Source organism: Roseomonas sp. CAU 1739, from assembly GCF_039839775.1.
GTDB lineage: Bacteria > Pseudomonadota > Alphaproteobacteria > Acetobacterales > Acetobacteraceae > Neoroseomonas.
The window spans coordinates 188,728-206,298 of the sequence record NZ_JBDOQQ010000010.1; the positions used below are offsets into that span (position 1 = coordinate 188,728).

The 17,571-nt window shown below is 69.2% G+C and carries 12 protein-coding genes and 2 pseudogenes; 5 read left to right on the top strand and 9 right to left on the bottom strand.

The features are described 5' to 3' along the window. Positions 1 to 183 precede the first annotated feature (183 nt). A complete protein-coding gene (locus AAFN86_RS17570; protein ID WP_347544681.1) occupies positions 184 to 1,152 on the bottom strand; it encodes a tripartite tricarboxylate transporter substrate binding protein in 969 nt (322 codons plus the stop codon). Positions 1,153 to 1,425: 273 nt separating this feature from the next. Here AAFN86_RS17570 and AAFN86_RS17575 point away from each other — a divergent pair, with 273 nt between their 5' ends. Genes AAFN86_RS17575 through AAFN86_RS17585 form a run of 3 tightly spaced genes read left to right on the top strand, consistent with a single transcriptional unit; the run spans position 1,426 to position 4,176 of the window. Then, entirely contained in the window at positions 1,426 to 2,112 is a 687-nt protein-coding gene (locus AAFN86_RS17575) for an isochorismatase family protein (RefSeq protein WP_347544682.1), read from the top strand. Continuing rightward, positions 2,073 to 3,524, top strand: coding sequence for a dihydroorotase family protein (locus AAFN86_RS17580; protein ID WP_347544684.1), 1,452 nt, complete (start codon positions 2,073 to 2,075; stop codon positions 3,522 to 3,524). The genes AAFN86_RS17575 and AAFN86_RS17580 overlap by 40 nt, the downstream gene beginning before the upstream one ends. After that, positions 3,508 to 4,176: a GntR family transcriptional regulator gene (locus tag AAFN86_RS17585; protein WP_347544685.1), complete on the top strand. Its 669-nt coding sequence runs from the start codon at positions 3,508 to 3,510 to the stop codon at positions 4,174 to 4,176. The genes AAFN86_RS17580 and AAFN86_RS17585 overlap by 17 nt, the downstream gene beginning before the upstream one ends. Before the next feature lie 281 nt (positions 4,177 to 4,457). Here the strand turns inward: AAFN86_RS17585 and AAFN86_RS17590 are convergent, their stop codons facing one another. From AAFN86_RS17590 to AAFN86_RS17600, 4 genes and pseudogenes are all read right to left on the bottom strand, one after another. Continuing rightward, positions 4,458 to 8,048 (bottom strand): hypothetical protein, encoded by a 3,591-nt coding sequence (locus tag AAFN86_RS17590; RefSeq protein ID WP_408906611.1) that lies wholly within the window; start codon positions 8,046 to 8,048, stop codon positions 4,458 to 4,460. A 9-nt stretch (positions 8,049 to 8,057) separates the two neighbouring features. Next, positions 8,058 to 8,936, bottom strand: a pseudogene (locus AAFN86_RS29590) (calcium-binding protein); the annotation flags it as partial. Positions 8,937 to 9,332: 396 nt separating this feature from the next. Next, the gene (locus AAFN86_RS17595; protein WP_347544706.1) at positions 9,333 to 9,743 is read right to left on the bottom strand and encodes a LysR family transcriptional regulator; all 411 of its coding nucleotides are present in this window, start codon (positions 9,741 to 9,743) and stop codon (positions 9,333 to 9,335) included. Between the two features lie 223 nt (positions 9,744 to 9,966). Then, entirely contained in the window at positions 9,967 to 11,553 is a 1,587-nt protein-coding gene (locus AAFN86_RS17600; RefSeq protein WP_347544686.1) for an ABC transporter substrate-binding protein, read from the bottom strand. A gap of 268 nt (positions 11,554 to 11,821) precedes the next feature. On the opposite strand from AAFN86_RS17600, the pseudogene AAFN86_RS29595 reads away from it, so the two are divergent. Then, positions 11,822 to 12,079 (top strand): annotated as a pseudogene (locus AAFN86_RS29595) (helix-turn-helix domain-containing protein); the annotation flags it as partial. Between the two features lie 185 nt (positions 12,080 to 12,264). Here the strand turns inward: AAFN86_RS29595 and AAFN86_RS17610 are convergent. The 4 genes from AAFN86_RS17610 to AAFN86_RS17625 all read right to left on the bottom strand — a co-directional run bounded on the left by AAFN86_RS17610 (position 12,265) and on the right by AAFN86_RS17625 (position 16,272). Further along, positions 12,265 to 13,881, bottom strand: a complete 1,617-nt coding sequence (locus AAFN86_RS17610; RefSeq protein WP_347544688.1) for a GMC family oxidoreductase N-terminal domain-containing protein — start codon at positions 13,879 to 13,881, stop codon at positions 12,265 to 12,267. Then, the gene (locus AAFN86_RS17615; RefSeq protein WP_347544690.1) at positions 13,878 to 14,738 is read right to left on the bottom strand and encodes a TauD/TfdA family dioxygenase; all 861 of its coding nucleotides are present in this window, start codon (positions 14,736 to 14,738) and stop codon (positions 13,878 to 13,880) included. Before AAFN86_RS17615 ends, AAFN86_RS17610 begins: the two co-directional genes overlap by 4 nt. A gap of 80 nt (positions 14,739 to 14,818) precedes the next feature. Next, the gene (locus AAFN86_RS17620) at positions 14,819 to 15,724 is read right to left on the bottom strand and encodes a LysR family transcriptional regulator (RefSeq protein WP_347544691.1); all 906 of its coding nucleotides are present in this window, start codon (positions 15,722 to 15,724) and stop codon (positions 14,819 to 14,821) included. A gap of 230 nt (positions 15,725 to 15,954) precedes the next feature. After that, entirely contained in the window at positions 15,955 to 16,272 is a 318-nt protein-coding gene (locus AAFN86_RS17625; protein ID WP_347544692.1) for a hypothetical protein, read from the bottom strand. Between the two features lie 105 nt (positions 16,273 to 16,377). On the opposite strand from AAFN86_RS17625, the gene AAFN86_RS17630 reads away from it, so the two are divergent. After that, the gene (locus AAFN86_RS17630; RefSeq protein WP_347544693.1) at positions 16,378 to 17,454 is read left to right on the top strand and encodes an amidohydrolase family protein; all 1,077 of its coding nucleotides are present in this window, start codon (positions 16,378 to 16,380) and stop codon (positions 17,452 to 17,454) included. The last annotated feature ends 117 nt before the right edge of the window (positions 17,455 to 17,571 follow it).

Below are 17,571 nucleotides of genomic sequence, written 5' to 3' on the forward strand. Positions count from 1 at the left end.
ACGTCCGGAGAACCCTGCATGACGCGCGGGCCAGAGCATGATTGGTGCACATTCGTTCACCCATCACGCTCCAGCCTATTGTTTGATCGCGTGATTCAGACCTCCGGTGCATTCGCACCTGCAGCCATCACGCTCCAGAGACGGCCGGTTCAACCGGCCCGTCCTGCCCCGGCCGAGCCACCTTCAATCCAAGCGGATATTGAGGCTGCGCACGATCGGGCCAAGGTGCTCGCGATCGGCGGTGATGAAGGTGCGCGTTTCTTCTGGTGACAATCCGACAGGCACGATGCCCTGGGCGCGGAAAACTTCCAGTACCGACGGCGTGCGGAGAGCCTCGGACGAAGTCGCGGCGATGCGCGCCACCGCCGCAGGCGGCGTCCGGGCCGGGCCGAGCAGGGCGAACCAGTTCGCGGCATCGAGCGGCATGCCGAGTTCCCGCAGGGTCGGAACCGCGGGCAGCAGCGGCACGCGTTGGGCGGAACCGATGCCGAGGATCTTGACGCGCCCGTCGCGTGCCAGCGCCTCGGCCGGCCCCGCATTCATGAACATTGCATCGACCTGGGCGGCCACCAGCGCCGTATAGGCCGGAGCCGCTCCGGTGAAGGGCACGTGGAGGAGATCGAGCCCGGCGTGCTGGATCACACTCGCCGCGGCCAGCTGCGACGTGGACCCGATGCCCCAGGATGCGTAGGTCAGCTGGCCTGGCCGGCTCCGCGCGAGGGTGACGAAGGCATCGAGCGTGTCCGCACCGAGCCCCGAGCGAACGACGAGGGCGAATGGCCCGTTGGCGAATACGGTGACCGGCTCGAAGCCCGCGACCGGGTCATAGGCGAGACGCGAATACACCAGCGGGTTGACCGAATGCGTCTCCGCGCTGGCGACGAACAGCGTGTGCCCGTCCGGCCGCGCGCTGGCCACGAACTGCGCGCCGACGGCGCCGTTGGCGCCGGGCCGATTGTCCACGACCACCGGCTGACCGAGCAGCGGCGCCATCGCCGATGCGAGGGCGCGCGAGATGACATCCGTGGCGCCGCCCGCGTTCCAGGGGACGACGATGCGAACAGGCTGGTCCGGAAAGGCAAAGGCCGGCGTGGCGATGGCCAGCGTAGCGCCTGCGCCCAGCATGGCGCGGCGCGCGATCGGTGTCCTCATCGGGTGCGTTCCTCCAAAGGCGCGGCGGTTGCGTGCGTCACAGGCCAGGCTACCGGGGTGTCCCGCCCCAGGCATCCGCATGGACGTCGTTCGTGGGTCGCAGTCCTGTCATTCAGCGGCCTGCCCATCTGCCTCGATGCGACGAAAGTTCGGGACAGGACGCCCAGAACACTTCATCCGGCACCGGTACGCCTGTCAAGACACTGGGATCCCACTTGTGTGGCAGAACGCTTCCTCGCTACCATCACGCCGACCCGCATCGGAGCGCGCGCCATGAAACCCTGGGACGGCATCATTCCAGCCGAGGAGCAGCAAGCCTACGGCGCGGCGGGCTTCGGCCGCGCCTCCGGGCTCGGGCAGCGGCCGGCGCTGCTGATCATCGACGTGCAGTACCGCACGGTCGGAACGCGCCCGATGCCGTTCTGGGAGGCCATCAAGGAATTCCCCACCTCCTGCGGCGAAGTGGGCTGGGAGGCCGTGCACCGCATCGAGACGCTGCTCGCGCTGTTTCGTGCGCGCGGCTGGCCGGTCCTCTACCCTCATGTCTCGCCGAAGGAGAGCTTCGACCAGGGGCGGCTGGCCGAGAAGGTGCCGGCCTTGATGACCGTCGCGCGCAGCGGCTACGACTTCGTCGAGGAAATCCGCCCACAGCCGAAGGACATCCTGCTGCCGAAGAAGCATCCCAGCGCCTTCTTCGGCACGCCGCTGGCGAGCTACCTGATCGACCTCGGCGCCGACACGCTCGTCGTCACCGGCTGCACCACGAGCGGCTGCGTGCGCGGCTCCGTGGTCGATGGATTCGCCTATAACTTCAAGGTCGTCGTCCCGCACGACGCGGTCTACGACCGCAGCCGCGTATCCCACGCCGTGAACCTGTTCGACATGGCTTCCAAATACGCCGACGTGATGAGCACCGAGGAATGCGCCGCCGCGCTGCAGGCGCTGCCGGCGGCGGCGTGACGGCGATGGCCTGCGACCTGCTGCTGACGGGCGCAACCGTAGTGCTGCCCGGTGCTGCCGAACCGACACCCTGCGACATCGCGGTCGAGGGCGGCCGCATCGCGGCCCTGCTCGCGCCAGGCACCGAAGTGCCGGCACGCGAAGTTGTTTCGCTGAACGGTCTCGTCGTGTTGCCGGGCGCGATCGACGCGCACCTGCATCTCGGCCACGCCAAGGACATCTCCCGCCCGCGGGTGCCCGCCGATGCCGACCGCGAGACGGCCGCCGCCGCGGCTGGCGGCATCACCTGCTTCATCCCGTACCTGATGGCGACCGAGCCGTTCGATACCATCCTCGGCGACGTGATCGCCGTGACGGCGGCCGGCGCCCGAATTGATTTCGGCTACCACCCGATCATCTCCACGGAGGAGCAGCTCGGCGAGGTGGAGGCCTGCATCCGCGACTGGGGCGCGCCGAGCTTCAAGATCTTCATGAACAACCGGGGCGGCGAGGGAAAGCGCCTCGGCCTGCCCGACATCGACGACGGGTTCCTGCTGCGGCTGTGCGAGGCCGCGGCCGCCCATGGCGGCATGGTCTGCCCGCACCCCGAGACGATCGAGATGGCCTGGGTGATGCGCGAGCGCGTGATGCGTGCCGATCCGCAGGGCGCCGGCGGGCTGGCGAGCTGGAACGCCACGCGCCCACCCTTCGTCGAGGCCGACGCGGTGCAGCGTGCGGCCTATGTCGCCAGGATCACCGGCGCACCGCTCTATGTCGTGCACACCTCCTCGGCCGAAGCACTCGACGCCGCCCTGCGCCAGCGCGCAGCGGGCACACGCGTGTTCGTCGAAACCTGCCCGCACTACCTGACGCATGACGTGACCTGGCCGGGTGGGATGATCGGCAAGATCAACCCGCCCCTGCGCGAGGCCACGGATCGCGAGGCACTGTGGCGCGGACTGCTCGACGGCAGCATCGACACCGTCGCGACGGACCATGTGCATCGCGATATCACCTCGAAGGACGGCGACATCTGGTCCGCATCGCCCGGCTGTCCCGGGATGGAGACGATGCTGCCCGTGCTGCTGAGCGAGGGGCATGCGAAGCGCGGTCTCAGCCTTGCGCGCATCGCGGCGCTGACGGCGACCAATCCGGCGCGTGCCATGGGACTGGCGCACGCGAAGGGCGCCATCGTGCCCGGCATGGATGCCGACTTCGCTATCGTGGACCCTGCCGCGCGCTGGACCGTCACGCGGGAGTCGGTCGTGAGTTCGGCCGGCTACTCGATCTATGAGGGCTGGGAGCTGACGGGGCGCGTGATCCACACGCTCGTGCGCGGACGCTTCGTCATGCGCGATGGCGCATTCGACGATTCCGCCGTTGGGATCGGACAATACGTACGACGCAGGTTGAGGCATGGGGCGCGCGCGTAGGCCGGCCGGCAACCTCCGGGAGCAGGCGCTCGACACGATCCGGGAGCGCATCCTCGACCTGCGATACCCGCCCGGCAGTCTGCTTTCAGAGAACCAACTTGCGGAGGAGCTCGGCATCAGCCGGACGCCGATCCGCGAGGCGCTGCGCGAGCTCGCCGCCGGCGGGCTGGTCCGCATCCTGCCACAGCGGGGCGTCGTGGTGTCGGAACCGTCGGTCCAGGACATCGTCGAGGTGTACCAGCTGCGCGAGCAGCTTGAATGCTTCGCCGCGCGGCTGGCAGCCGAGCACCTGACGCCTGCCGATGCGCAGACCCTCACGGCCGACCACACCGAGGCGCTGGCTCATGCCGCCGCCGGGCGCCTTCAGGCAGCCTACGAGGCCTCCGTCCGGCTGCACACCCACATCATCGCGCTGACCCGCAATGCGCGACTTGCCAGGTTCATGAGCCAACTCGGTGACCAGGTGCACCGCTTCGGCCTGATGACTCTGCGCCACGGCCGCGCGCCACGCGCGCTGGAGGAACATGGCGGGATCATCGTCGCGATCCTCGCGCGGGACGGTGCGACGGCCGAGGTTCTGATGCGCGAGCACCTGCGCGCCGACCGCGACATGGCGTTGGCGGCGGTCCTGCCAACCGGCTTGAGCGCGTAGAGCAGGGTCCGTTCGCTTTCGCTCACGCCACATGCTCCAGCCTATTGTCTTGAGAGCATCTTCGCGCGTCCAGATGAGTCCATCGGGCGCGATCTGCTTTACCGCCGCATGGAACCGGGACCGGCCGGTTCAGTCTCGGACACGGCGCGCCGTGGTCCGTGCCGGGGCGTGATGGGGACGCCATTGTCGGTCAGTGGACTTGGCGGCAAACGGTGGCGGAAGGAGCGCGCCCGGATTCGAACCGTCTCCCCCCTTCCGCCGCAGTTGCGCCCACGCTTCGCTCAGTGGTGCGACGTCACAACAGGAACCACCCCGCGACGGGTGTGGCGGCTGCATGGATCTCGACCGCGAGGTCCGTTGTGCCGTCGCCATTCAAATCGCCTTCGGCCAACTGCACGCCCGCTGCGACCGCCGTCACCCGCAGCTGCGCCACACCGGTCGCACCGAAGGCAGCACCGCCGATATAGGTGAAACCCTGGTCCAGCGGTGCGACCGGGTCCGTGTCGATCAGCCGCAGGTCCACGCGGTCGAAGCCGTTCGTCGCATCGAAGGTGAAGTCCAGCACCACATCCCGCTGCCCGGGCGTGCTGTCCGACACGGCGCCCAGACGGAACTGGTCCGCCCCCGCCGCCGCCATCGATCGTGTCGCGGCCGTCGCCGGCCGTGATGGTGTCCGCACCCCCACCGCCGATGATGCTGTTGTCGAGGCCATTGCCCACCAGCGCCTGGCCCGTGCCGTTCAGGCCGATCAGATGTTCCACATTGGCGGCGAGGATCTGCGAGGCGAGCGTGGTGCGCAGTGTGTCGATGCCATCATTGGCGAACTCGGTGATGATGTCGCCCGCGCTGTCGACCAGATAGGAATCGTTGCCGTCGCCGCCATTCATCCGGTCGGCATCCGCGCCGCCATACAGGCTGTCATTGCCGTCGCCGCCGATCAGCGTATCGGCCCCGCCCGCACCCACCAGCGTGTCGTCGCCCAGGTTGCCGGTGATCAGGTTGGCGAGGTCATTGCCGGTCAGCGCGCTGGCGATGCTGTCCTGGTCGATCAGGTTCTCGACCTGCGCCAGCGCCGCGAGGGAGAAGCTGGCGAGCGTCGTCCGCACCACATCGGCCGTGCCGCCACCGGCCAGTTCCACCACCACGTCGCCGGCATTGTCGACGAAGTAGATGTCGTTGCCGCCGCCGCCCACCAGGCTGTCGGCACCGCCGAGGCCGTTCAACTGGTCGTTGCCTTCCCCGCCAACCAGCGTGTCGGCACCCAGCGCGCCGGTCATCAGGTTGTTCAGCGCATTGCCGGTGAAGTTGTGCGCCACGGCATTGCCGGCGGTGACGTTCTCGACATTGGCGCCGAGCGCGTAGGCCGCGAGCGTCGTGCGCACCATGTCGATGCCGCCCGCGGCATCCTCGAACACCGCGTCGGCGGCGTCGTTGACGATGTAGAAGTCGTTGTCGGCGCCGCCGGCCAGGCTGTCCGCACCGCCCGCGCCGCCGGTGATGGTGTCGCGCCCGGCGCCGCCGATGATGGTGTCATTGCCGAGCCCGCCTGTCAGTGAGTCATGGCCCGTGCCGCCCTGCAGCACCTCGAACCCCGCGCCGACGACATCGCCCGCGGCATCGCCGCCGATGCCCGTGCCGCCGGCCAGGGATACCGTCACGCCAGCGGTGTCGCCGGCGTAGGACAACCAGTCGGTCCCGCCCGTATCGCTGAAGCGGTCCGCACCGGCACCGCCGTCGACTGTCATGGCGCCGGTGCCGCCGACGATGGTGTCGTCGCCAGCCCCGGCCAGGATGCGCGCGGTTCCGCCCGCGGCGACGATGCTGTCCTGGCCGGACCCGGCATCGGCGGTATCATTGCCGGCGGCGAGGATGATGGTGTCGTCGCCAGTGCCGCCGATGACGCTGTTCGCCCCCGCTCCGGCCGTGATGCGGTCGTCGTCGGCGCCGCCATCGATGGTGTCGTTGCCGGACCCCGTAGTGATGCGGTCCGCGCCGTCGCCGCCAGCCAGGCTGTTCGCGCCCCCGCTGTCGGTCAGCGTGTCATTGCCGGCGCCGCCCTGCACCGTGTCGTTGCCCGTGCCCGCGACGATGGAATCGGCGCCGTCGCCGCCGAGGATGCCATTCGCGCCATAGCCGGCGTCGATCGTGTCGTCGTCCGCGCCGCCATCGATGCTGTCATTCCCGCCACCGCTGACGATGCGATCCGCACCGTTGCCGCCCATGACGCTGTTGGCGCCCGCGACGGCGGTCAGCGTGTCGTTGCCGGCACCGCCCAGCACGGTGTCGTTGCCGCTGCCGGAGTGGATGAAGTCCGCACCGTCGCCGCCCGACAGGCTGTTGTCGCCCTTGTCGCCGTCGATCGTGTCGTTGCCGGTGCCGCCGTCGATGGTGTCGTTGTCCCCGCCGGCGAGGATCGAATCGGCACCGTCGCCGCCGAGCAGGCTGTTCGCGCCGGTGCCGCCGACCAGCGTGTCGTTGCCGCCGCCGCCGGTCAGCGTGTCGTTGCCCGCCAGGCCATAGAGCGCGTTGTCGAGCGTGTCGCCACCCAGCCAGTCGCCGAGGGAGGACCCTTCCAGATGCTCGAACTGCGACAGCACGTCGCCTTCGGCGTCGCCGCCATGCCCGGCGACCTTGCCGAAGGTGAAGCCCGGCGTGGTGTCCGCGGTGGCGAGATCCACCGTCACCCCGGCGGTCGAACCGACATAGGAGGCGGTGTCCTCGCCGCCCCCGCCGTTGAGCTGGTCACTGGCGCCGGCGCGACCCTCGATGAGGTCATTGCCCTCCCCGCCGGTGAGGTTGTTGGCGTCCCCGTCGCCGCGCAGGACATCGTTGCCGGAGCCGCCGGTGACGCTGTCGAAGCCGGCACTGAAGGTGTCGCCCAGCGCAGCGCCGCCGGCGGCGCTGCGCGCCGCGAGGTCGATCGTCACACCCCCCGTGTCGTTGGTATAGGAGAGGACGTCCTCGCTGCCGCCCAGCAGGCTGTCGGCGCCAGCGCCACCCTCGACGATGTCGCTGCCGGCGCCGCCATCGATCGTATCCGCGCCCGCGCCGCCGAATAGGGAATCGTCGCCGCCGCCGCCGAGTAGCGAATCATTCTCGCTGCCGCCGTCGAGGATATCGGTTTCGTCGCCGCCCAGCAGCGTGTCCACGCCAGCCCCGCCGAGCAGGAAATCCGTGCCGGCACCGCCCAGCAGCGAATCCGCATCCTGGTCACCATCGAGCGTGTCCGCGTCGTCGCCGCCCAGCAGCGTGTCGGCGCCAGCCGCGCCGAGCAGGGAATCAGCCCCGGCGCCGCCGAGCAGCGAATCCGCCTCGCTGCCGCCATCGAGTGTGTCAGCGTCGTCGTCGCCGATCAGCGTGTCGGCGCCGGCCTCGCCAAACAGCAGGTCTGCGCCGTCGACGCGGGTACCGCTGCCCACCGTCGCCGCACCGCTGTCGCCGCCGACCAGCCAGTCATTGTCGGCGCCGCCATACAGCGTGTCGCCATCCTGGTTGCCGGAGATGGTGTCGTTGCCGGCATCGCCAAACAGCATGTCGCGCCCATCGACCTGGGTGCCGGCCGCGCCGCCCCAGATCGTGTCGTTGCCGGCACCGCCATGCAGCGAATCCGCCCCGGACCCGCCCTGCATGCTGTCCTGGCCGCCAGCGCCGAAGGCGATCTCTCCGAACAGCGAAGGGTCGGTGGTGTCGGCCGAACTGCCGCCGATGAAGGTGTCGTTGCCATTGGTCAGGTAGTAGGTTTCGAATTGCGCCAGCAGATCGGTGCCGATCGTCGCGCCAAGCGCGTCGTATTTCTTGGCGGAGCCCGTCTTGCCGGCGCTGATCCGCACATCGACACGCTCCACCCCGATGTTCCAGTCGAGCCGGACCATATCCTGGCCCTCACCGCCCACCAGCGTGTCGCTGCCCCCGGACGCGGTGACCGTGTCATCGCCGCCGGCAGCCAGGACAGCATTGTTCACATCGTTGAACAGCTGAAGGAAATCGGCGGCGTTCGTGCCCTCGAAGTCCTCGATCGACTTGATCACGGCGGCGAGGGCCAGATGGAATTCCGCATCCGCCAGGTAGGCGTTATCGTATTCGCGCCCGATCTGCTCGATGTCGAGGCCAACCGTCGCGACATTGATGGCGCTGAGCGCGTCCCGGCCATCACCGCCATCATAGTTGCCGACGTTTGTCACCGACGACAATGATTGATCCGAGATGGAGACGGTATCGTTGCCGGCGAAGACGTAGACCGTGTCGCCGCCGACCAGCGCGTAGATCGCGTCGTTGCCGTTCGACCCTTCCAGCAGGTCATGACCGGCCCCGCCGTCAAGCGTGTTCGCCGTGGTCTCCACCACGGCGCCGGCCGCCTTCAGCGTGTCGTTGCCATCGCCACCATACAGCGCGTCCGAGCCGGCCTCGCCGACCAGCAGGTCATTGCCGATGCCGCCATGGATCACGTCGTCGCCCGCAGCGCCGAGCAGCGTGTCGTTCGAACTGATGTTGTTGGGCGGCGTGACGAAGACCTGCAGGTCGCCATAGATCGTGTCGTTATCGGCACCGCCGTCGATCCGGTCGCCGCCGAAGCCGCCAAAGATCAGGTCGTTGCCGTCCTGCCCGAACAGAAAATCGGCATAGGGGCCCGTTGCGGCATCACTGAGCGGGTCCAGGATGCCGCCGAAGATCGAGTCGTTGCCGGCTCCGCCCAACAGGCTGTCGGCGCCGGCATAGCCGACGACCATATCGGCGTCCGCGCCGCCGACCAGGGTGTTTTTGAAGCTATCACCCTAGAACAGAGCCATCTGCGGCCTCCGAAGCGCGTTGAGTCCCAGGCGATGCCAGGCCTCAGTGATCAATCCACGACCAGGATACATACCCCCGACGCGTCAAGCAGGTCCGGCGACCTTGGCCCCGGAACCACCAAGCGGTTACGAGTCAATTCATAGTGACGCCAATTTGCATACAATGGGCAAGTCCCATGGCTGCTCCCGCGCCCAAGGTCCGGGCGTGAACCGTGCGTCCCCATCGCCTCGGCGGATCGGCTGGTCGAACACCACGACCCGGCCGTCGCGCCGGGGCAAGGGTTCGACAGGTCCCAACTGGTCTCCACCGCGAGCGTCCGCGCCCCCACCGGCATCTAGGGGCAGCCGCAGAGCACCGCCTACGCATCTTCAGGCAGGCCGCAGGGCCGCGTGCCGCAACTTCAATCTGCCAGCAGTGACCGACGATGCCGATCTCGGTGAACGCGGGACAAAGCAGCGGGATGATAGCCGCCTTCGTTTCGCTGCGCGCCAGCCGAGAGCGAATGGTCCGGGGCGAAACGGGGAGTAGGTGGCGAAGACCTGTTCGTCGTCTTGATCGTCACCGCTCCAGCCTCTCAAGAGTTGGAGTCTCCGACGAAGCCGGGGCGGTTCACTCGGTTCCACGCCGCGGTCGTGCCGGCGCAGCAGTTGCACGCCCGCGCAGGCCTCGAGCGTCGCGATGCGCCGACTGACGGCCGACTGCGCGATGTGCTCGCGCTCCGCCGCACGAGCGAGCCTGCACTCTCCGGCAGCCGCGGCGAAGGACCGCAGCGTGACCAGATCGAGGCCGAGAGCGGCTCAACTCGAGCCTATGCGATCCTACGATGGCGGCTCTCCTCCGCGGAGAAGTTGCCGGAGCTTCCATCATGCGTCACGCCCCCTGCGAAAGGCAGTACGCGCCCTGCTCCGGACAACCTTCGGTGCGGTCGCCACGCCCCACACGCCAGGCCTGTACAACCGAAGGCCTGACGGCATGGCATAGCCGGCGCCACCCGCCTCACCGTCAGGACGGACGCACGCCCCAGGGGTACGGCATGCTCCCTTTTGCCAAACCGGTGATGCTCCGCCGGTGCGCCGTGCGGATGAAGAACTGGCCGAGCGGAATGGTCGCGACGTCGTCCTGCGCAAGCTTGTTGATCTCGTTCGCCAGGCTGCGCTGCCGCTCCGGTTCCGCCGCATCAAGCCACGCCTGGACCAGTTCTTCCGCCCGCGGGCTCGTGTACCAGCCGAACCAGCCGCTCGCACCCGGTCCCTTGACCAGGGAGGACACCCCCGGATTCAGGTAGGCGAGCGAGGAGCCGTAGGTGTGGAAGATGCTCCAGCCGCCCTGCTCCACCGGTTCGCGCCGCACGCGGCGCTGCACCACGGTGCCCCAGTCGGTGTCGGCCAGTTCGACATTCATGCCGATGCGCCGCAGGCGGTCCGCCGTGACCTGGCCATGCGGGCCGATCAGCGGGAAGTCCGTCGGGTTGATGATGACGACCTTCTCGCCCTTGTAGCCCGAAGCCTGCAGCGCGGCGCGCGCGCGGTCGAGGCTGCGCGGCGGGCTGTTGAACTCCGACAGGTCCTCGACGCCGAGAGGCGTGCCGCAGGGAAACAGGCTGCGGCATTCCCGCCAGACCGACCGATCGGTGCCGAGCGTCGCCTGCATGTATTCCGGCTGGTCGACCGAGAGCGCAACCGCCTGGCGCGTCTTCACATCATTGAACGGCGCCTGCAGGTGATTGAGCCGCATGATGGAGAGCAGGCCCGCGGGGTTCAGGATGTCCACCGCGATGTTGCGATTGCGCTGCAGCGTCGGGATGAGGTCCGATAGCGGCTGCTCGAGCCAGTCGATCTCCCCGCTCTGCAACGCCGCGGCGGCGGTCGCAGGGTCGGGCAGGATGTGCCACTCGATGCGCGGGAAATGCGCGACCTTGCCGCCCGAGGCCCAGTCCGAGGCTTCCTGCCGCGGCACATAGGCATCGTTCTTCGCATAGACGACGCGGCTGCCGGAGACGAACTCGTCGCGCAGGAAGCGATAGGGGCCGGAGCCGACCACCTCGGCCACCTGCGTATTGGCGTCGGTCCGGGCCAGGCGCTCGGGCATGATGAAGGGGACGTTGGCGTCCGGCTTGGCGAGCGCGTCGAGCAGCAAGGGGAAGGGGCGCTTCAGGCGGATCTCGAGCGTGCGGTCGTCGGTCGCGGCCCAGCGATCGACCACCGCGGCGAGGATCTGCCCGAAGGCGTCGCGCTTCGACCATCGCTCGAGGCTTGCGGCACAATCCTGTGCACGGACGGGTTCGCCGTCGTGGAAGCGAAGGCCTTCCCGCAGGCGGATGGTCCAGACGCGGCCATCCGGGCTGACGGTGTGGCCTTCGGCCATCTGCGGACGCGGCTGCTGGTTCCCGTCCACGGCGTAGAGCGTGTCGTAGACGTGGTAGCCATGCATCTGCGTGACGATCGCGCTGGTCCAGATCGGATCGAGCGCGGTGAGGTTGGCCTGCGGCACGAAGCGCAGCGTCGCCGTGCGGGCCGGCTGGGCGACGGCGGGTGCCGCGGCGGCGAAGGTGCCGGCGGCGGCGGCCTGCAGAAAAGTGCGACGTTTCATGGCGTTTCCTGTTCTTGTGCTCGCAGCTTGGCCGAAAGCGTATGAGCCTCGGTGAGCCCGGGTCAAATGCGCGTATGGTAGCAGAGGCCCATCGCGCACCGCCTGATCGGCTGGTTCTGGCTGAGGGGATCATCGCCGATGCCTTCGCCGGGCGTGCGGGAGTGACCCCATCCGAGCTCATACCAACTCCCATGATCGGTGGCTCACGAGCGGGATTCCCCGACGCGGCGGCGATGTGATTCAAACTGGTGAGCATCGGAGGCTCACCATGGCACGTGCCATCGCCCTGCGTTACGACTTCAGCGCTGCCGAGCTGCGCCGCCTGGCGCGGCGGAGCAAGGATGCGGCCCAGGCCAGGCGCCTGCCGGCGCTGGCGGCGATCTATGATGACGGCACGCGCTCAGAGGCGGCGCGGATCGGCAATGTCACCCTGCAGATCGTCAGGGACTGGGTGGTGCGCTTCAACGCCGAGGGGCCGGCGGGGCTGCGCGACCGCAGGGGGCCCGGCCCCTCGCCGTTGCTGACCGATGGTAGCAGCGCTGGGAACCGGAGACCAACTCTCGCTGGGCGCTGCTCGGGCGATGGCTTTGCCCGAGCCGGCCAGCGGACTCGGACGCCCCGATCAAGCAGAGTACGGTCAGACTGCACACCCAGGCCCACCCGCATCGGCAAATCGGCCCGCCTGCGCAGCGTCGGCGGCGTGTGCCTGACCTACGGCTTCGTGGTGGACTGATCAAGCATCATCGCCGCAGCCTTCGCAGCGATCATCATCGTCGTCGCATTCGTATTGGCGGAGACGATCCGCGGCATGACCGAGGCATCGGCCACGCGCAACGCGTCGATGCCGCGCAACCGAAGCTCCGGCGTCACCGGCGCACCGTCGCCACCCATGCGGCACGTGCCGCACAGGTGATAGACGGTCGATCCCTTCGCCTGCGCATAGGCCAGCAGCGCATCGTCGCTGACCTGCTCCGCACCAGGTGCGGTCTCTCCCGCCGACCACGGCGCGAGGGCGCGCGTGCCCAGCAGTTGCCGCGCCATGCGCAGCCCGGCGATGGCCGCTGCGCGATCCTCCGGCGCCATCAGGTAGCTCGGCTGGATGGCCGGCGCCTGGCGCGGATCAGCGCTGGTGGCACGCACGGAACCACGGCTTTCCGGCCGGCACTGCCAGACGCCGATGGTCATGCCCGGCACGTCCTGCAGGCGCCCCGTCACGCCTTCCTCGGAATAGGAGGCGGGGGTGAAGACGAATTGCAGGTCGGGCTCGTCGAGCGTGTCGCGCGACCGGGCGAAGGCGCCGGCATGGGCCGGGCTGAAGGCGAGCATGCCGCGCCGCGTCAGCAGCCAGCGCGCCATCTCCCACCACAGGCGCGGCGGCCGCGCCTGCTCGTTCAGCGTGACGGGACGGGTGACGCGATGGACCACCCGCATGGCGTAGTGGTCCTGCAGGTTCTCGCCGACACCCGGATTATCGGCGATGACCGGCAGGCCGAGCGCCCGCGACAGCGCCGCCGGACCCAGGCCCGAGACCTGCAGCAGGTGCGGCGTCCCGATCGCGCCCGCGGCCAGCACGATGTCGCCCTTCGCATGCGCCGTCAGCGTACGGCCGTCACGGGCGAAGGTGACGCCGTTGGCGCGCCCCGCAGCCGTCTCGATGCGCAGCACCGTCGCGTCGGTGACGATGCGCAGATTGGCGCGGCGACGCACCGGTGCGAGGAAAGCGCTCGCCGCGCTGAAGCGACTGCCGCGGCGGATGCTGCGCTGGTAGGTGAAGACGCCCTCCTGCGCCGCACCGTTGTAGTCAAGGTTGCGCGCGAGGCCGCATTCGGCGCCGCCCTCCAGGAAGTCGGCGACGATCGGATGCAGCGCGGGGATGTCGGAGACATGCTGCGCCCCCCCGGCGCCGCGATGCGCATCGTCGCGGTAGTCCTCGAGGCCGCGGAAATGCGGCAGCACATCCGCATGCGACCAGCCCCGGCAGCCAGCCTGCGCCCAATCGTCGAAATCCCGCGCCGATCCGCGCACCCACAGATGCCCGTTGATCGCCGAGGACCCGCCGAGCACCCGCCCGCGTGGCGTATGGATCGCCCGCCCGTCCACGCCGGGGCCGGGCTCGGTGACGAAGTTCCAGTTGAAGCGCGGGTCGCGGAAGGTCTTGAGAAAGCCGGCGGGCACACGAAGGTACGGATGCCGTGCCTCCCCGCCCGCTTCCAGCAGCAACACGCGGCGGCGCGGATCGGCCGAAAGGCGGTTGGCCAGCACGCAGCCGGCGCTGCCCGCGCCGACGATGATGTGGTCCCAGTCGCCCTCGAAAGTCTCCGCCGTCATGCCGCCACGGCGATGGTCGGTGCCGTGCCGGCGACGCAGGTGCGCACCATGGTGCGGCGTTCCGTCGTCGTCGCGAAGGGGGTGGCCCGATGCAGCACGGCACGATTGTCCCACATGACCAGGTCATGCGGCCGCCATTTGTGCGCGTAGGTGAAGGCAGACTGCATCGCCAGCGCCATCAGCCGATCGATCAGCGCACGCGACTCCGCCTCGCCCATCCCCTCGATGCTGCGGGCATGCGCGCCGAGATACAGGGCCGGGCCATAGGGGTTCTCCTCAAGCACCAGCGCCTGGCGCACCGGCGGGTGCTGGTGGCGTTCGGCCTCGGTCACCAGCGCCGGATCGACGCGGCTGCGCGACCAGCCGAAGTCATGGATGGCGACGCGACCCCGCAATGCGTCCTGCTCGGCCTGGTCGAGCGCCGCGAAGGCCGCGCGCATGGAGGCGAATTCGGTATCCCCGCCGGCCGAGGGAATCTCCCGCGCCGACAGCAGCGAGGTCCGCGCCGGCATCGGCTTGAAGGAGGAATCATGGTGCCAGAACCGGTTCGCCTTGTTGTTCAGCACCTGCTTGTCGGTGGGCGGCGTGATCGTGCCGTCCGGGCCGATATTGGACAGGATGATGACCGGACTGCCCGCCCCTGGGGCGCCGGCGCGGGTGCGTTCCAGCGGCCCGAACCCCTCGCTGAAGGCGATCTGCGCCGCGTCGTCGATCTGTTGGTCGGGGAAGACCAGCACCGAGAAGCGATCGAGCGCGTCCCGCAGTCCGGCCATCTGCACCGCGTCCACGCCGCGGGCGATGTCGATGCCGGCGATGCGGGCACCTAGAACGGGGGTGAGTGGGGTTGTCTCGATCATGGGTGCATTTCCTCCTGCGCCCACCTTGGCGCCGCGTTGTATTCCCGCGCCAGCCGGCATCTTCGCAAAACACTCTGCCGTCAGGCGGCAGGATCCGCGACGGCCAGCAGATGCATGACGAAGGCCGCGATCTTGGCCGGAAGGCGATCGGCACGGGCATGCACGGCAAGGATCTCGGCCTGGTAGCGCCCGGGCCAGGCCGGAAGGCCGGGCAGCAGCGGCGTCAGGCGGCCGGTGGCGACGTCCTCGCCGAGCATCCATTCGGGCAGCAGCACCAGGCCCATGCTGTCCAGCGCGGCCTGGCGCAGCGCCTCCCCGCTGTTGGAGCGGAACGGCCCGGCCACCGCGAAATCCTGCCGCGCGCCGTCGGTGGTGGTGAAGACCCAGACCGGCGCCTCATCGGCCTCGCGATAGGTCAGGCAGGGGTGGTGCAGCACGGCATCGGGCGTGGCCGGGGCGCCGTGCCGGGCGATGTAGCCGGGGCTGGCGCACAGGATTCGCCGGCCGGATGCCAACCGGTGCCCGGTGAACGACTTTCCGGCCGGCATGCCGAGGCGGATGACGAGGTCCACCCCATGCGCCGGCACCAGTCCGGTCTGCTCGGTCAGTTCCAGGTCGATCTCGACCCGCGGATGCGCGGCGCGGAAGCCGGCGAGATGCGGCACCACATGACGCAGCGCATAGGAGCGCCGCGCGACGATGCGCAGCGTGCCGGTCGCTTCCTCGTGCATCTCGCGCGCCTCGATCATCGCGGCGTCGAGGCCCTCAAGCAGGGGCGTGATACGGGCTGCCAGGCGCCCCCCCGCCTCGGTCGGCGCGACATGGCGCGTCGTGCGGTCGAACAGCCGCAGCGCGAGATCTTCCTCCAGTTCCCGCAGCGCCCGCGATGCGGCCGTTGCCGACAGTCCGAGCGAGCGACCCGCCGCGGCGATGCCGCCCCGATCGAGGGTGCGCAGGAAAAGCCGGAGAGTGGTCAGCCGGTCCATGGTGCAACGCTAGGGCGGCCACGCCTGCGCCGGAAGCGGGGTTGATCGCAACGCGGCCCCGGGGTGTGCCGAGTGGCCAGCCATCCGGACGCCTTGGGGCCGCCCCCTGACGATGCTGCACATGCAGCGACGCGAGCTGAGCGCCGCGGAACATGCCGGGCACCGGGGCGGCATGGGCGAGATTGCGGTCAGGATTTTCTGGTGGCCCAGACGCATCCAGTTCGGACTGGTCACAAAGCGATGACGCCGACGATAACGGTTCCCCTAGTGGTTAGCAGGATGTGCCCGATCGGCACCGCCGGCGTGTAGCCGAGAACCGCGACCGGACTGCCTGAGCGTTCCTGCACTGCAGCCATTGTCGCCGTCATGGTCTGTGCACCGGCGAGCCCCCCGAGGAGCAGGATTGGGTTCATCCTCAGCTCGTAGCGTCCAAAATAAAGTCCAACGATCATGGGCATCATTGTCACCACCACACCGCCGAAGAACAGCCCGATGCCCGCTTCCGCAAGTGCAGAGAGGAAGATCGGCCCGAGCCCAAAAACAGCCACTCGCGCCGCGTGCTTCCGGTGCCCGAGTGCAACACAGGGTAAGAACCCCGTTCCCGGCAAGCCTCGGCTTGCCCTGCTCTCCCGACGGCAGGCACTCTCCACCTCATGACCTCCCCCGCCGCCCCAGACTTCACACCGTCACGCCAGATCGCCGTTCGTCCCGCATGGCTCGCGCAGCGGCGGGAGGAACCGCTGGACCCGGCGCTGCCGATCGTGGATCCGCACCATCACCTCTGGGATCGGGAAGCCGAGTGCTACCTCCTCGACGACCTGCTGCGCGACACCGCCGAGGGCCACGACGTGCGCGCGACGGTCTTCATCCAGTGCGGCGCCATGTACCGCGCGAGCGGCCCCGAGGAAGCGCGTTCCCTTGGCGAGACGGAATTCGTCAACGGTATCGCGGCGGCGAGTGCCAGCGGCACCTACGGGCCGGTACGCGCCTGCGCAGGCATCATTGGCTTCGTGGACCTGACCCTCGGCGACCGCGTGGCGCCTCTGCTCGAAGCGCATGTCGCGACGGCGAGCGCCCGCTTCCGGGGCGTGCGCAACCGCACCGCCTGGCATCCCTCGCCCGCGGTTCGCTCGAACCTGCTCGGACCGCCACCGGGACCGCTCGAGGATCCGCGCTTCGTCGACGGCGCACGCCGGCTCGCCGCGCACGGCCTCGTGCTCGACATCTGGGCCTACCAGACGCAGCTGCCGCTGGTTGCGGCGGTCGCGCGCGCCGTGCCGGACCTGACCGTGGTCGTGAATCACTGCGGCGGCCCGCTCGGCGTCGGGCCCTATGCCGGGCGTCGCGAGGAAGGCTTCGCAGAGTGGCGCCGCGAGGTGCTGGCGCTCGCCGCCCTGCCGAACACGGTGATGAAGCTCGGTGGCCTCGCCATGGAGGTGGGCGGCCACGACTTCCACCTGCGCGAACTGCCGCCGGGCTCGGTCGAACTGGAGCAGGCCTGGCGACCGGTCGTCCACACCTTGATCGAGGCCTATGGCGCCGGCCGCTGCATGTTCGAGAGCAACTTCCCCGTGGACAAGGGGATGTGTGGCTACGGCGTGCTGTGGAATGCCTTCAAGCGCCTCGCGGCCGGCGCGGGGGAGGCGGAGCGCGCCGCCCTCTTCGTCGGCACGGCGACGCGCGTCTATCGCCTGCACGAGGCGCCGGGCTGCGAGGCGCTGCGCCCCTAGGTCATGTGGACTCTAGGGATTCCCTGGCTGATGGAAGCATGATTCAAAGCTGCCTTTTGGAGGCGGCGGATGGGCGTGCTGGATCGGTTGATCCTGGATGACGCGGCGTGGGCGCGG

What these genes read in the sequence shown, in the direction of transcription:
- AAFN86_RS17570 (WP_347544681.1), bottom strand. Translation starts at nt 1,152, where the DNA reads ATGAGGACACCGATCGCGCGCCGCGCCATGCTGGGCGCAGGCGCTACG.
- AAFN86_RS17575 (WP_347544682.1), top strand. Translation starts at nt 1,426, where the DNA reads ATGAAACCCTGGGACGGCATCATTCCAGCCGAGGAGCAGCAAGCCTAC.
- AAFN86_RS17580 (WP_347544684.1), top strand. Translation starts at nt 2,073, where the DNA reads ATGCGCCGCCGCGCTGCAGGCGCTGCCGGCGGCGGCGTGACGGCGATG.
- AAFN86_RS17585 (WP_347544685.1), top strand. Translation starts at nt 3,508, where the DNA reads ATGGGGCGCGCGCGTAGGCCGGCCGGCAACCTCCGGGAGCAGGCGCTC.
- AAFN86_RS17590 (WP_408906611.1), bottom strand. Translation starts at nt 8,048, where the DNA reads ATGGTCCGGCTCGACTGGAACATCGGGGTGGAGCGTGTCGATGTGCGG.
- AAFN86_RS17600 (WP_347544686.1), bottom strand. Translation starts at nt 11,553, where the DNA reads ATGAAACGTCGCACTTTTCTGCAGGCCGCCGCCGCCGGCACCTTCGCC.
- AAFN86_RS17610 (WP_347544688.1), bottom strand. Translation starts at nt 13,881, where the DNA reads ATGACGGCGGAGACTTTCGAGGGCGACTGGGACCACATCATCGTCGGC.
- AAFN86_RS17615 (WP_347544690.1), bottom strand. Translation starts at nt 14,738, where the DNA reads ATGATCGAGACAACCCCACTCACCCCCGTTCTAGGTGCCCGCATCGCC.
- AAFN86_RS17620 (WP_347544691.1), bottom strand. Translation starts at nt 15,724, where the DNA reads ATGGACCGGCTGACCACTCTCCGGCTTTTCCTGCGCACCCTCGATCGG.
- AAFN86_RS17630 (WP_347544693.1), top strand. Translation starts at nt 16,378, where the DNA reads ATGACCTCCCCCGCCGCCCCAGACTTCACACCGTCACGCCAGATCGCC.